Genomic DNA, 15875 nt, shown 5'->3' with positions numbered 1-15875 from the left:
AATCAATATTCATAGAAAAACTGTTGTAACTTTTTAAGATTTTTAGTTTTTGTAAGCCCCAGCATCAATAAAATGCGAGCTTTTTGTGGACTCAATGTATCACTTACGAGATAGCCTGCTAGTGCATCTTGTGGTACAGCAGATACCATGCCACTCCCTGTACGAGAGGCACGTACAGTTGGGAATGCTGTATTTTGTGTTATTTGACGTACATTTTGAGGAATTGTACCATGACCCAATCCAGTCAAGATGAGTCCATCAGGATTAGTGGCAACTACACTCATTGGCACCATGTCATCCATACCACCATAGCAAGTCAAAATGACTACACGAGGCAATTCCTTAAAGTCATGTACAGCAAAGATGGATTCTTTCGTATGACGACGAGTAGAGGCTTTATAATAATGAGCTACACCATCCTGGACGATACCAAGATGCCCTACTAATGGACTGTCAAAGGTAGCCACATTAGTTGTATTCCGTTTGGACACATCACGCGCCCCATCAACATAGCCATTTAGAACAACAAGCACACCTTTACCTACAGATGCAGGTGTTCTTACCACTTGAATCGCTTGTAATAAATTAATAGGGCCATCTGCACTGATTGCCCCAGCAGGTCTCATCGAGCCAGTAATAACGATAGGTTTATCTGTATGAACAGTAAGATTAAGAAAATAAGCTGTCTCCTCCATGCTATCTGTTCCATGAGTAATAACAACACCGCCTATATCCTCTTGATTGACTAATTCTTGTACTAACTTAGATAAATCCAACCAATGCTGGACAGTAATATCGGAACTTTCAATATTACTAAACTGAGTATATGTATATGGACCATATGGTTCTGTACCTGGTACGGAGTCTAAAATTTCATCGAGGCCTAGTACACCTGCAGTATATCCCGTCAAATCTGTATCGGATGCACCTTGTCCAGCAATTGTACCACCCGTACCAATCAACGCAATTTTTGTCTCCATATTACCTCCATCATAAAATACATAAGAAATAGTAAATCTTTTGTTAATCAACATTAGCATGAATTAGACTAGCTAAAACAAGTCCTCTCTCAACATTGTCGGTGAAAGGACGGCATCAATTCTAATTTATGCTTATTAATACGATTTAAATAATCAATACGCTCTTTCGTTTCAGGATTTTCTATCTCTCCAGTTCTAATATATCGATCTAATACAGCATAGGTAAATCCTAATTTATCCTCATCAGATAGACCGCTGAGTCCATCACTAGGCGTCTTATCTACAAGATATTTTGGAATATCAAGTAATCGACCTATTTGGCGCACCTCTTCTACGACAAGATTAGCAAGAGGACTAAAATCCCCAGCACTATCGCCATATTTTGTAGAATACCCTACATAATCTTCAGATCCATTACATGTATTAGCTACGCGTGCCCCATTTGGCAAGTTTTGCCCTACTGCATATAGTGTTGTCATGCGAAGACGCGGTGGTGTATTAATTCCTGCATCTTTGGATATATCTGATCTACCAGTAACTGCTGTATAACCTTCACCTTGAATGATAGCATTCATCAAAGCTTCATAGGCAGTTCCAATATTCACTATGATATGTGGAATTCCCAAATGTGCCACTACAGCCTTAGCATCATCGATATCAGACTGAATTCCATTCGGCATAAGAACACCTACTACGCGTTCTGCCCCAAGGGCTTCTTTACATAAAGCAGCTACGATTGTGGAATCCTTACCACCTGAAATACCCACTACAGCGCTACAACTAGGCCCATTTTGACTAAAATAATCTCGAATCCATTGAACGAGAGCCTCTTTTGTTGCTTCTGGATTGTCTAACATAAGCCCTCCTATTTCTTTCGGAAAATACGATTTAATAAATCCATTTTCATTTGATAGTATCCTGGACTCATATCAAGGTAATGACGATGTGGATTTTCAAAGCGCTGTTCTTCTAACCAAATTTCGCGGTCTAGTTGGTCTTTAACGTATTGACGAAGCTCTTCTAATGTCGGCAATTTTACGATAAGCTTGCCATCTTTAATAATGAGTTGTTTCATCTCTTTAAAGGTGCAATTTTCAAAGTACAATTCACGCCATGGTTGTTCTGGATCGATATAACGATATGGTTCTGTCGTATCTGGCACCTCTGCTAACAATGTTAATAAATCTGCAATGGCACGCCCTTTATCATTGTATACGCGATACACCTTTTTAAAACCTGGGTTCGTAATCTTTTCAACAGATTCAGAAATCTTGATGCGAGGCTCCCACACACCATTCTTTTCAACGCCAGCAATCTTGTATACGGCGCCAAATACAGGGTCGCTCTTAGAGGTAATCAGTCTTTCACCTACACCAAAGATATCAATAGGACCACCCTGTCCCAATAAAGAGGTTATTGTATATTCATCAAGACTATTGGAAGCCATAATTTTGCAATCTTCTAAGCCTGCCTTATCAAGCATACGACGAGCTTTTTTAGCTAAGTAAGCAAGGTCACCTGAATCAAGGCGTATACCTTTTAAGCGTTTTCCCATAGGTTCCAATACCTCTTTAGCTACTTTAATAGCATTAGGAACCCCAGAGTTTAATACATCATAGGTATCAACAAGGAATACAGCCCCATCCGGATACACTTCAGCATAAGCTTTGAAAGCTTCGTATTCAGAATCATGATACATAACCCAACTATGAGCCATGGTTCCACTCACAGGAATACCAAATTGTTGGCCTGCTAAAACAGTTGCCGTAGACTGTACCCCACCAAGGTAGGCTGCTCTCGCACCATATACAGCGGCATCCACATTATGAGCTCGACGAGCCCCAAAATCGGCTACTACACGCCCATCCGCAGCACGAACGATGCGATTAGCCTTTGTAGCGATAAGGGACTGATGGTTCATCATAGTTAGTACTGCAGTTTCTACGATTTGTGCGTCTATGAGAGGGGCTACGACGGTTATAACTGGTTCGTTTGGATAAATAATCGAACCTTCTGGAAACGCATATACATCACCAGTAAAGGAGAAATCTTTAAGATAGTTTAGAAATTCCTCACTAAAGATCCCTTGATTCCGTAAAAAATCAATATCACTTTCATCAAAATGTAGATTTAAAATGTACTCAACGATTTGTTCAAGACCACCAAAAATGGCAAAGCCACCCTTATCTGGATTACGTCTAAAGAACACATCAAAAGCGACGCGATCCGTATTTTCATGTTGTGTAAAATAGCCGTGTGCCATGGTCATCTCATAAAAATCCATAAGCATACTAATATTGCGACTGTCGTGTTGCATCGGTTCACCAACCTTCTAAAATCTAATGGATTCAATTAATCGTTAATCGTATACCCTCATTATACATTATTATTCCTATATAGCTAGTACATACATATACTACAGTTTCCATAAACTATCCTAATAATCATTCTTGTGATATAACTATATATATACTAACTATTTATATATTCCATATATATGTCGGTAAAAGTTATCACTGGAATGAACTCTTTTATTAGTATTACAAATTCAGATACTAATAAAAACACTAAGTATTCCGTATAATCAATCAACATATATATCTATTATTTACATGAGAATGAAAGGAACCATTATGGAATCAATCGTTCAAGCAAAACGCGTATTAGAAATATTTAAAGAAATGAGCCAAATTCCTCGTGAATCAGGAAACGAAAAAGGCATCAGCGATTATATCGTAAACTTTGCTAAAAATTTGGGGCTTGAAGCTCATCAAGACGATCAATTTAATGTAGTTATCCAAAAGCCAGCGTCTCCAGGTTATGAAAACCGACCTTCTATCATCTTACAAGGCCATATCGATATGGTTTGTGTACGAGATCATGACTCCAATCATGACTTCTCCAAGGATCCTATTGCAAACATCATCGAAGGTGAATGGATGCACGCAGACCACACTACACTAGGTGCGGACAACGGTATGGGTGGTGCCATGATGCTTGCCATCCTCGAAGATGATAGTCAACAACATGGACCTATGCAATTATTGTTCACCACAAATGAAGAAACTGGCATGGATGGCGCTTTCGCCATTAAAGAAGGCCAAGTAAGTGGCGATTACTTACTCAACCTCGATACAGAGGTAGAGCACGACTTCACTGTTAGCTGTGCTGGCGGTTGCCATGTTCACGTAAACATTCCATTATTGCGCGAAAACAACCAACCTGGTTATGATGCAGGCTTATCTTTTACCGTAACAGGCCTTAAAGGTGGTCACTCCGGTATTGAAATCTGCGAACAACGTGCTAATGCTAACCAAGTATTAACACGTGTACTCTATGATATTCAACAACAATATCCTGTATGCTTAGCATCCTTTGAAGGTGGCGTAAAACATAATGCCATTCCTTCTGAAGCAGTTGCTGTATTATCCGTACGCGCTGAAGATGTAGCGGCCATTAAAACATTAATTGCCTACCAAGAAAAGCAATATCTCCATGAATATGGTATCCAAGATCCAGGTCTTAAATTTGTTGTAGAAGATGTCGCTACTCCTGATGTAGTATATGCAGATGACACAACAGAAGCTCTTATTACTTATATCTATCTTGCACAAGATGGTGTTCATTCTGTAAGCAAATCTATCCCAAATCTTGTAGAAACTTCTAACAACATCGCTATCGTACGAGAAAACGAACATACTATTGAAATACTCATTTCCATTCGTAGCTCCAATAGCAACAGTCTTGAATTCTTGGCTAAGAAAATGATATTACTTGCGAAAACACTAGGTGTATCTGCAGAGCGTACTGGTGGTTATCCTGCATGGGAATACGATAAAGGCTCCAAGCTTGAAGAACAAGCTATTTCCTTACATAACGAAATGTTTGATACACCAGCTAATGTAAACGCTATTCATGCAGGTCTTGAATGCGGCTTGTTGAAAGGCGTATTACCAAACACCCAAATGATTAGCTTTGGACCTACTATCGTAAGTCCACATACACCAATGGAACGCGTTCATTTACCATCCGTTGAAAACGTGTATGTATACCTCAAAGCATTGTTAGCTAAGTTACAATAAAGTTACAATAAAATTACAATAAATATACTATATTAAATAATGACTATATACTTCATATATAATTTGGTATACTAAAAGTAATCTAATTAGAGATTTATATAACGAATTCTCTTCCCCCCTCCTATGAGGGCTTCAGTCAACTCTTCCCGACTGAACCTTCTATAGGAGGGATTTTTTTATGTTTTTCAAAAAAATATAAAATTAATATATATTCAAACAAGAGTATTCATTCATATATGGATAAATTGATAATCCCTACGTTTTTCACAATTAATTATGAATATTAAATACATCTGTTAATATACTCATATAATGTATATAATCCATATATTTAAAGAGAATTTTAAGAATAATAGAACTCTCATAACTATGCATATACCCTAGGATGTATTTTCTGTGTTATCCTATAGGTGTATACTGTGTTTATCTTACTCAGGAGGCACGTATGATTCCTATTATTATCATATCCGGATTTCTAGGTTCGGGAAAAACAACATTTTTACAACATATACTAAAAGAACATAAACCTACAGACAAGGTTTTAATTATAGAAAATGATTTTGGCGAAACTAGTCTTGATGCGGCAAATCTTGCTAAAACAGGTGCTACTATTCGTGAAGTAACGTCTGGTTGTATTTGCTGCAGCCTACAAGGAAATTTCCAACAAGCATTACTCGATATTCTTCAAAATTATGATGTAGATATTATCTATATTGAACCATCTGGGGTCAGCAAATTGAGCGAAATCATCCATACATGTGAAGATGAAGACATTGCGAAATCCGCCTATGTTCACGCCTCAGTAACAACGGTGGATGCTATGCAAGCACCTATGTTTATCAAAAACTTTGGTTTATTCTTTAAAGATCAAATCACAAACAGTGACGCTATCTTCTTGAGTCACACCGAAGATGTTCAACAAACAAGTATTACAAAGCGCATGATTCACGACTTAGCTCCCAACACACCTATTCACGAAGAGTCATGGGATACCATTTCCTTACGAGACTATATTAAACGCCTCTATCACTGTCATGATGACAATTCATTACATGATGAGCATCTATTTATGAGTCATACCTTTAAAGACTTGCGTACACTCACTGTATTACAGTGGAAAACAATTTTAGAAGGTATGCCAGACGGTGTGCTCCGCGCTAAAGGTATTGTACCGACCACCGAAGGTCCCCATGAGTTGCAATACGGTACGCATTACTGCTCCCTAGTACCTAGCGAATCCACTGACTACAGCTTAGTCGTTATTGGTACTGATTTTAATGTGCCAATGGTACATAACGAAGTGTGTCAATCATGATACCTGTTTATATCGTTACCGGATTTATCGGTTCTGGTAAAAGTACATTTATAAATGAACAATTACAATACCGTAAAAAGCTGGGCGGCACAGCATGTATCAGTGCCGAACAAGGTTCTGTATCACTTATTAAAGATGCTTTACAACTTAGCCCTGATAAACTCAGTGCAATCACGCCTAATCAACCTGACACCTATAGTTCTATAGCAGACGAGATCGCAACCTATATCAATAAGACAAATCCCAAAGAAATATGGATTGAATGGAATGGTATGGTCAGCTTTTATCAACTAGAATCCTTGCTATACAGTGATAAGCTGCGTCACATGTTACAAATCGAAAAGGTATTATATATTTGTACGGATCAATTCGTCGCATCGATGTTACCTGGTTTAGGTAATGACGTAACAAGCCAATTATACAGTGCAGATTGCATCATCACGGAGACCGATACACATCATACCTTATTACGGACCTATAATAGAGAGGCCAAGATTATAACAGCGCCAACGCCAGAAAAGGTAGAGCAATTATGTCGCAATTCTACGTGGGGCCTCATACCAAATCTATTAGTTATCGGCATTACCGCCTATATACTTTTAGTTACCGCGTTCCGTCATGACATTCCTTACTCCATTCATCAATGCTTTGCCATCATTACAGGGCTCATTGTCGAAGCGATTCCATTCCTTTTATTAGGAACTATTGGCTCAACCGTTATACGCTATTTTGTACCACAAAGCGTACTACTAAAACTATTAGGCGATTATTCTTGGAAAAGCTATGGTGCCGCCATGGTTAGTGGCCTAGCCTTACCTGTATGTGACTGTGCCATTATTCCATTATTTAAAGCACTCACAGATAGAGGCGTACCATTATCAGTGGCCCTCCTATTTATGCTAGCCAGCCCAATCATCAATCCTATTACCATTCTCTCCACTTGGTATGCCTTTCCAGATAATCCCATGATTTCTGTATGGCGTATCGTCCTTGGACTTGGCGTAGCTTTATTAGTGGCATTATCTTTTCGCTTCTATCCACCTTCAAAGGAACTAATGAAAGCTAGAAATACCCAGAATCTTAGCTACGAAGAGGTTTTAATAGAGTCATCTAGGAGTAAACACATCAACAAAAAAAGATTGTTAATTCATATGGAAAAAGAGTTTTCCCAACTCTTATTCTATTTCTCCATGGCAGCCTCTGTTTTATCAGTAGTCCAAGTATATGGAAAACCTTGGCTCATCAATGCGGGTATCACATTACCTATCGTGTGGGCTATTCCAATCTTGCTAGTATTAGCTTTCTTCTTCTCAATCTGTTCTACATCAGATGCTATTATAGGCAAATCCTTGAGCACCCTATTTCCTATAAGCTCAGTTATGGGCTTCCTCATCTTAGGACCAATGCTCGATATTAAAAATGTATATATTTTAAAACAATATATGCCAACTTCATTCATACTTCGTCTAGGCATAACTATTGTAATTATGTCTTATATAACAGCATTAGGTTTTCAATTCTTTGTAGGCTAATTTTAGTCATTACCATTTCAGTTCGTAATAAATATAAAAGGAGATGATTCTATGAAATTAGGACTGAAAGATCGCTTTTCAATTGTGAAAGGCGCTCTCTATCTCATCTTAGGTATCTGCTGTGTATACCTAATTCTGACGGGCCGTTATTTGAACTATATTGCACCCCGATATGAACTACTGCTCGGCATCAGTAGCATAGCTCTCATATTAGGTGGATTAGCAACTATCATTTGGGCTCCATCCCGCTATTACAAGCACAATTTACGTTCTATCGTACCTATTATTATCCCCGTAGTTTTGCTCATTGTGCCCCCTGTCCTAGTTCCTAATACTGGTGTTCACGGCGCAACACGGGTTAATGATGATACGAACAATTTTGATTTTACAAATGATGCTATAGGTGAGGTTATTACCGTTAATAGTGAAAGCAAAGAGCCTGGCATTTCTAAAGACAAAAAAGAAATCGTACTAAACTCCGATAACTTCTATCAAACCATCGTAAAGGTTGGATCTAATGTAGACCAATACAAGGACTACACTGTATATATGACAGGTTATGTAAATCGCGATGATAATACGCTAAAATCTAATGAATTTACCATCTCTCGTATGGCCATGTCTTGTTGCATCGCTGACGTAGCACCCATTGGCATGACAGCTTATAAAACAGATGGCGATAGTTTAGCTAATGAACAATGGGTTTCTATCGAAGGCAAAGTATCTACACGAGACTTCCACGGTCGTGCTCAACCATATATAGAAGTAACCAAAATAAAAACAGCAGAGCCTATTTTAGGTTATGTATATCCTTAAATAAATAATATTAAATTAACAGTCTTAATAAATCTTAAAGAGACATCATTAAACAGTCTTAAATAGATCTGTAAACAAATAAAACCGAGGCATAACGCCTCGGTTTTAATAAATATATAATAGTATTATATAAAGACTATATTATCGATGTAATTCTTTAACAATTCGTTTGCCAAGAGATGCTGCAACGGCACAAAGGAAGATGTCTGGACCTACGGGAATCAAGAAGCATGTAATAATAACAGCTTCAACCCCAATTGGTTTGCCTAAGTATAAGTTCATAATAAAGTATAGATAAATCATACCAAGGCCATACACGATAAATAGATTTAATATAGATCCTGCTAATAATCGTTTAAAGGATAAAGTCTCCATAGACTCTGCAATACGGCCTACTGCATAAGCACCTACCATAAAACCAATTAAATAACCAAAGGTAGGTTGTAAAATGTAACCAGGCCCACCACCGGATGTAAAAATCGGTACCCCAATTAAACCTAAGACAATGTAAATACCAACGCTAGCAGCCCCCAATCGACTGCCTAATACAATGCCTGCGAGGGTAGTAAATAAGATTTGTAATGTAAATGGACAATTTGGTAATGGTACCCGTATAAAAGCACCTACGGCAATCAATGCGACAAAGAGTGCTGTCATCGTTAACTGACGGGTAGTGATGCGACCTTGTTTCGACACGGTAGAACTCATGGTATACCTCCATTAATAACACATCAACAAACTACTAACTACCTAAATTAAAACACTTGTATTTTTAATTGTCAACTACGTGTGTTGACTTTTAGTTAACTATGTAGTCTAATACTATATATATGGCAATTTCAAGTATTTTATTTTTTTGACTATACATTATAGTTATTACTAATCATTTATAATAACTAAAAGATATACTCATCTTCATACAAAAAACTTTGTATTTCATCTTATATTCATGTAGCAACATTAAATTATACGTAAGTAGATTGAGTAAAATCTACTTTCACAAAACAGTATATAAACGTACCTTATATTAGGAGGCATTCATTATGAAAAATGTTAAAAAAGTATCAAAGGTATTATGTGCATTTGGCGTTAGTACAGTATTATTAGCAGGCGTAGTTGGCGCAGCTAGCAACCATGCTTACAACAACAATAGCAACTGGAAAGGCGTTGGTAGCGTAGCTCCATCCGCTCAAGCTAACTATTCTGTTGATTACATGGGCGCTGTTACAGTATTCCAACAACAATTCCCTGGCGCATCTGTAAAATCTATTTCCTACGACGCTAAACACAACCCTTACTATGAAGTAGAAGGTTACTACAACCACCGTCAAGTAGAAATTAAAGTAGACGAAGCAACTGGTCAAATCGTTGGTAAAGAAGTTAAAGGCTACACAATAGGCAATAAAGCTATCAACGTTCAAAACATCATCATCCCTGAAGTAGCTGAAACAAAAGCTATCGAAAAAGTTGGTGCTGACTTCCAAACTATGGAATGGACTGTTGAACGTGAAAACGGTAAAGTTGTATACGAATTCGATATGACAACTGGTGGCGACAAAAAAGCAGAAGTAAAAGTTGACGCTACATCCGGTAAAGTATTGAGCTCCAAAGTAAAAACTACAAAATACTAAGAAGCTCTTTTCATCTAGTGAACCCCTATCCTAACCCACTAAGATGACACACTACACATATAACACACATACTATACACACAGTATCCCAATGGATACACTCTCTAACACAAACTAACACACAAACTTAGAGAGCCCTGTAACTCATAAAGGGCTCTCCCAAAACCCTATCTCACACAATAGGTAAAGGGTCTGTGCTCACACACCACAGACCAAACGTTACACACACTATACTCCCTTTAAAAGACCTTGGATCGTTGAATTCAAGGTCTTTTTTTCTATCCTCCAGATATTACTATATATTTATAGATATCTACCATAACACAACAATCTAATTTAGAATTAACTAGAATACATACTTCAACACAAAAAGACCTCCCACGAAGGGAGGTCTTTTGTATAAGTTTTATAAGTCTGATAGTTTGTGTTCTATTTCTTAAGCGAGGTCAAAGCTTAAGAATGTCATTTGTATGTTCTGAAAGTTTGATCTATAGTATTTCAATATTTGGAGTAGGAAATTATGCCTTATCCAAAGCTTGAGCCAAGTCTTCGATAATATCGTCGATATTTTCAAGGCCGATGGACAAACGGATCATATCTGGTGTTACGCCAGCAGATTTTTGTTGTTCTTCGTTAAGTTGTGCATGTGTTGTAGATGCAGGGTGAATAACAAGAGATTTAGCATCTGCTACGTTAGCCAAGTTGGAGAAGATTTCCAAGGAGTCAACAAGTTTAATACCTGCTTCTTTACCGCCTTTTACGCCGAATGTGAACACAGCACCAACACCTTTGGAGAAGTATTTATCAGCTAATGCTTTGTATTTGTTATCTTCTAATTCTGGATAGCTTACCCACGCTACTTTTGGATGTTTGCTTAAGAAGTCTACTACTTTACGAGTATTTTCAACGTGACGTTCTACGCGCAAGGATAATGTTTCAATGCCTTGCAAGATTTGCCAAGATGCAAGTGGAGTAATGCATGCGCCAGTATCACGAAGCAATTGAGCGCGGATTTTTACAGTGAATGGAATTGGCAAATCACCATATACTAAACCATTATAGTGTTCATCACCTTCGGAGAAGCCAGGATATTTACCAGAACCTTTATAATCGAATTTACCAGATTCTACTACTACACCAGCCAATGTTGTACCATGACCACCAAGGTATTTAGTAGCAGAGTGAACAACTACGTCAGCACCATGTTCTAATGGACGGAACAAGTATGGAGATGCAAATGTGTTATCTACGATCAAGATAATGTTGTGTTTATGTGCAATATCAGCTACTGCTTGTACGTCGATAAGGTTGATGCCAGGGTTACCAATGGACTCGATGTAAACAGCTTTTGTATTTTCATCGATAGCTGCTTCAAATTCCTCTAAGTTATCAGGATTTACAAATTTAGTTTCGATACCAAGACGTGGCAATGTAGCTGTGAACAAGTTGTAAGTACCACCGTACAAAGTGGAAGCTGCTACGATATTGTCGCCCGCATTAGCTACGTTCAAAATAGAATATGTAATCGCTGCGGAACCAGATGCTACTGCGATACCACCAGCACCACCTTCAAGTTGTGCCACACGAGCATCCAATACATCAGTAGTAGGATTGCCAAGGCGGGAATAAATGCCACCAGGATTAGTTAAGGCAAAACGACCTGCTGCTTCTTCTGCGTCTTTAAATACGAAAGATGTAGTTTGGTAAATAGGTACTGCACGCGCACCTGTTGGATCTACCGTTTGACCGGCATGTAATTGTAATGTTTCAAATCTGTATTGTTTACTCATTATGACAACTCCTTTATGTTAACTGTGAATTTAGTTCGTTGTTTATACCTAGTATAGTACTATGCTTTAAAAATTATGTCTACTATTTTTTATATGAACTTATCCATAACTTAAAACTATGGTGGGTTTTAAAAGTCACCAAGTAGTTTCAACCTACTCTAGCGAGCTAAGTAACTGTATAAATGAATGTACAGAAAAGCCCCTAGTAACTTCTAATTGACTAGTCCATATTAGAGACTATCAGAAGTAATTAGGGGCAATAGCTACATACGATAGTTTAGATATAGGCACCTAAATTTTTATCGCGTTCAAATTTCATTTTTTGAATTTGTTCAATAATGTACGGTGTTTCTTGGTAAACATAATAATTTAACCAATTTGTAAATAATAATGTACTTACTGAACGCCAGCGTACGATAGGACGTTGTTTTGGATCGTCGTTAGGAAAATAATTTTCAGGAACCGCAATATCCATACCTTTTTTGATATCCCGTTCATATTCACGATTGAGTGTATCCCAATCGTATTCGGCATGACCAAAGACAAAGATATGTTTATTGTCTAAGCTACGAACAATAGCTGCACCTGTTGGGTCAGAACCCGCTAAGAGTTCCAAATCGCGATTTTCCTTAATTTGTTGCAAGGAAACTGTCGTATGGCGGGAGTGTGGCATCCAGAACTTTTCATCGAAGCCACGTAAGAGTAATGGTCGATCATTGTAGATATCATGTTCGTACACGCCAAATAATTTCTCATCCATAATGGATTTATTAATACCAAAATGATGATACAAACCAGCTTGAGCGCCCCAGCAGATATAGAACGTAGAGTATACATGCTCTTCGCCCCAATTCATAATTTCTACTAGCTCAGGCCAATAGTCTACCTCTTCGAAAGGCATTAACTCTACAGGAGCCCCTGTAATAATCATGCCGTCAAAGAACTCGTCTTTTACCTCCTCAAAGGTACGGTAAAAAGTTTCTAAATACTGCTCATCTGTATTTTTTGATTTTCGAGATGCAGTATGTATTAAGGTTAAATTAACTTGTAATGGGCTATTACTAAGAGCACGTAAAATTTGAGTCTCTGTAATCTCTTTAGTAGGCATCAAATTGATTAACAGAATATTCAAAGGTCGGATTTGTTGATTTTCCGCCCGTTCTGTATCCATAACGAAAATATTCTCTTGAGCTAATTTCGTTATGGCCGGTAAATTTTTTATTACTTTAATAGGCATATTATCACCTCTACACACTAAACAATTTGATAACCTAATCTAAATAATCTAACTAATCTAAATAATCTAACCAATCTGATTAAAAGCCTCTAGCCTCGTAGGCACGGCGCCAAGCTTCAAGGCCTTCTTCCAATGTTTTACGAGGACACGCTACATTGATACGTTCAAAGTCTTCCCCATCTACACCAAACATGGAACCAGTATCAAGCCACAATTTAGCTTCATTGATAATCCATTCATCACGCTCTTTAGGGCTTAATGGCAACTTAGAGCAATCTAACCACATGAGATACGTCCCTTCCGGACGATATACATGAATTTTCGGCATATAGTTTGCTACATAGTCGATGGTAAATTGAATATTATCTTGAATGTACTCTTTCAACTCGTCGAGCCAAGGTGCCCCAACTTTATAGGCCCCTTCACAACCAACGATGCCCATCGTATTTAACTGGCTATAACCAGCGCGGTCGATTTCTTTAATAAAACGACCACGTAAGGAGTCATTAGGAATGAAAATATTACTTACTTGAAGGCCAGCGATGTTGAAAGTCTTACTAGGCGCTGTACATACGATACAGTGTTCTGCATAGCTTTCACCTAGGTCAGCAAAGACCTTATGAGTATGACCTTTCCAAACAAAGTCAGCGTGGATTTCATCGCTTACGATGAGTACATTATATTTAATACAAATATCGCCAAGTCGTTTTAACTCATCCTCAGTCCACACGCGACCTACTGGATTATGCGGATTACATAAAAGAAATAATGTTACATTTTCCTCAACGATAGCCCGTTCAATGCCTTCAAAATCAATGGTGTACTTCTCTTCGCCTTTGATTAATGGCACATTGATGAGACGACGGTCATTATCATCGATAACCATACTAAATGGATAGTACACCGGTTGATTGATGAGTACCCCTTCACCTTCCTTGGTGAAAGCGCGAACAGCCATGGCCAAAGCAAAGACAATACCAGGAGTTTTAACGAGCCATTTTCGTTCTGGCGTCCAGTTAAAGCGCGTAGTAAACCAATTTTGTAGCACTTTAAAGTATTCGTCATCGGATTCGGTATAACCAAACACGCCATGGTTCACGCGGTCCAATAAAATTTGCTTTAACTCAGGTGGGATTTCAAAATCCATGTCCGCTACCCAGAATGGCAATACATCTGCTGGTTTACCACGCTTTACAGCAAAATCGTATTTCAAGGATTTTGTGTGGGTTCTATCTAAAATTTGATCAAAATTATATTGTCCCATAGGAACTCCTTTATTTATTGAAAGCTTGTTCCAAGTCCGCAATCAAGTCATCAGTATCTTCAATACCTACAGATAGACGCAATAAGCGACGTGTAATACCTTTGCGCTCAGCATCTTCTGGTTTTAAATCTGGATGTGTTTGCGTTACAGGGTAGGTCAACAAGGACTCTGTACCACCAAGACTTTCAGCAAATTGAATTAGCTCAATGCCTTCCAATACTGTTTTAGCCGTTTCTTCGCTATCTACTTCAAAAGATAACATGCCACCAAAACCAGTCGTTTGGGCTTTATTAATTTCATAGCCTGGATGTTCAGGAAGACCTGGGAACAATACTTTAGTAACCTTAGGTTGTGTTTTGAGCCATTCCGCAAGAGCAATGGCATTCTTTTGGTGTTGTTCCATACGAAGGGCCAATGTTTTGACGCCGCGGATTACGAGCCAACTATCCATAGCGGACAAACAAGCGCCTACAGTTTTGTAAGTTAAACGCAATTTAGCAGCCAATTCATCGTCTTTCACAATAGTGAAACCAGAAATTACATCGTGATGACCACCGATGAATTTTGTACCACTATGAACGACAATATCTGCACCCAACGTTAAAGGTTTTTGGAAATATGGGCTCAAGAATGTATTGTCGATGATTACAAGCGCATTACGCTCATGGGCTAACGTGCAGAGAGCGCGAATATCGGTAATCTCCATCATAGGATTTGTTGGTGTTTCAATATAAACAGCCTTTGTATTCGGTTTGAAAGCTGCTTTCACCGCATCAAGATCAGATGTACCTACATAGGTAAACTCGATGCCATTTTGTTCGTAAATATTTGTGAACATACGGATAGAGCCACCATATAAGTCATCGCCTAAAATGATATGGTCTCCAGGGGAAAATAGATGGAATACTGCATCCACTGCGGCCATACCAGAGGAGAATGCTAATGCATCCGTACCTTCTTCAAGGCCTGCTATCAATTGTTCCAAGCGGTCGCGCGTCGGATTAGACTCACGCGTATATTGGTAACCTGTCGTATCACCCAACTGTGGATGAGAAAATGTACTAGACATATAAATTGCAGGGGAAATTGCACCAGTACTATCTGGTCTACCGCTGCCATGAACGCATTTTGTATTAAATTTCATTCCAATCAACTCCTCATATTTGTATACAATATGTTAATTGTAAAGTAGACAATGATTAAGGTCAATAAAAATGGGCACTCATACA

Annotated in this window: 13 protein-coding genes; 5 read left to right on the top strand and 8 right to left on the bottom strand. The window is 38.3% G+C overall.

All coding sequences use genetic code 11. From position 1 onward, the window contains the following. Positions 1-2: 2 nt before the first annotated feature. The 3 genes from O3607_RS05505 to O3607_RS05495 all read right to left on the bottom strand — a co-directional run bounded on the left by O3607_RS05505 (position 3) and on the right by O3607_RS05495 (position 3297). Positions 3-980, bottom strand: a complete 978-nt coding sequence (locus tag O3607_RS05505; protein WP_371443518.1) for an asparaginase — start codon at positions 978-980, stop codon at positions 3-5. An 89-nt stretch (positions 981-1069) separates the two neighbouring features. Then, positions 1070-1837: an NAD(+) synthase gene (gene nadE, locus O3607_RS05500; RefSeq protein WP_371443517.1), complete on the bottom strand. Its 768-nt coding sequence runs from the start codon at positions 1835-1837 to the stop codon at positions 1070-1072. Between the two features lie 8 nt (positions 1838-1845). Beyond that, positions 1846-3297 carry a nicotinate phosphoribosyltransferase gene (locus tag O3607_RS05495; protein ID WP_371443516.1) on the bottom strand — a complete coding sequence of 484 codons (1452 nt, stop codon included), beginning with the start codon at positions 3295-3297 and terminating at the stop codon, positions 1846-1848. A gap of 316 nt (positions 3298-3613) precedes the next feature. On the opposite strand from O3607_RS05495, the gene O3607_RS05490 reads away from it, so the two are divergent. The 4 genes from O3607_RS05490 to O3607_RS05475 all read left to right on the top strand — a co-directional run bounded on the left by O3607_RS05490 (position 3614) and on the right by O3607_RS05475 (position 8725). Beyond that, positions 3614-5062 (top strand): aminoacyl-histidine dipeptidase, encoded by a 1449-nt coding sequence (locus O3607_RS05490; RefSeq protein ID WP_371443515.1) that lies wholly within the window; start codon positions 3614-3616, stop codon positions 5060-5062. Between the two features lie 445 nt (positions 5063-5507). Continuing rightward, positions 5508-6377, top strand: a complete 870-nt coding sequence (locus O3607_RS05485; RefSeq protein WP_024066394.1) for a GTP-binding protein — start codon at positions 5508-5510, stop codon at positions 6375-6377. Continuing rightward, positions 6374-7909 (top strand): permease, encoded by a 1536-nt coding sequence (locus O3607_RS05480; protein WP_316582419.1) that lies wholly within the window; start codon positions 6374-6376, stop codon positions 7907-7909. Before O3607_RS05485 ends, O3607_RS05480 begins: the two co-directional genes overlap by 4 nt. A gap of 51 nt (positions 7910-7960) precedes the next feature. Next, positions 7961-8725: a TIGR03943 family protein gene (locus O3607_RS05475; protein WP_371443514.1), complete on the top strand. Its 765-nt coding sequence runs from the start codon at positions 7961-7963 to the stop codon at positions 8723-8725. Between the two features lie 141 nt (positions 8726-8866). On the opposite strand, the gene O3607_RS05470 is transcribed toward O3607_RS05475, so the two are convergent. Next, the gene (locus O3607_RS05470; protein ID WP_024066798.1) at positions 8867-9433 is read right to left on the bottom strand and encodes a biotin transporter BioY; all 567 of its coding nucleotides are present in this window, start codon (positions 9431-9433) and stop codon (positions 8867-8869) included. Between the two features lie 335 nt (positions 9434-9768). On the opposite strand from O3607_RS05470, the gene O3607_RS05465 reads away from it, so the two are divergent. Next, positions 9769-10356 (top strand): PepSY domain-containing protein, encoded by a 588-nt coding sequence (locus O3607_RS05465; protein ID WP_371443513.1) that lies wholly within the window; start codon positions 9769-9771, stop codon positions 10354-10356. 517 nt (positions 10357-10873) lie between these two features. Here O3607_RS05465 and O3607_RS05460 read toward each other — a convergent pair. From O3607_RS05460 to O3607_RS05445, 4 genes are all read right to left on the bottom strand, one after another. Next, a complete protein-coding gene (locus O3607_RS05460; protein WP_129823639.1) occupies positions 10874-12145 on the bottom strand; it encodes an O-acetylhomoserine aminocarboxypropyltransferase/cysteine synthase family protein in 1272 nt (423 codons plus the stop codon). 277 nt (positions 12146-12422) lie between these two features. Further along, the gene (gene metA / locus O3607_RS05455; protein WP_195186631.1) at positions 12423-13382 is read right to left on the bottom strand and encodes a homoserine O-succinyltransferase; all 960 of its coding nucleotides are present in this window, start codon (positions 13380-13382) and stop codon (positions 12423-12425) included. A 79-nt stretch (positions 13383-13461) separates the two neighbouring features. After that, on the bottom strand, positions 13462-14646 hold the full coding sequence (locus O3607_RS05450; RefSeq protein WP_287533600.1) for a MalY/PatB family protein: 1185 nt from the start codon (positions 14644-14646) through the stop codon (positions 13462-13464). 10 nt (positions 14647-14656) lie between these two features. Next, positions 14657-15790 carry a PLP-dependent aspartate aminotransferase family protein gene (locus O3607_RS05445; RefSeq protein WP_371443512.1) on the bottom strand — a complete coding sequence of 378 codons (1134 nt, stop codon included), beginning with the start codon at positions 15788-15790 and terminating at the stop codon, positions 14657-14659. Between the last annotated feature and the right edge of the window lie 85 nt (positions 15791-15875).

Origin of the sequence: Veillonella sp. 20925_1_51 (genome assembly GCF_041431445.1) — a bacterium.
GTDB classification, from domain to species: domain Bacteria; phylum Bacillota; class Negativicutes; order Veillonellales; family Veillonellaceae; genus Veillonella; species Veillonella nakazawae.
Note: the sequence above shows the minus strand (reverse complement) of the source record. Positions and strands in the feature narration are given on the sequence as shown.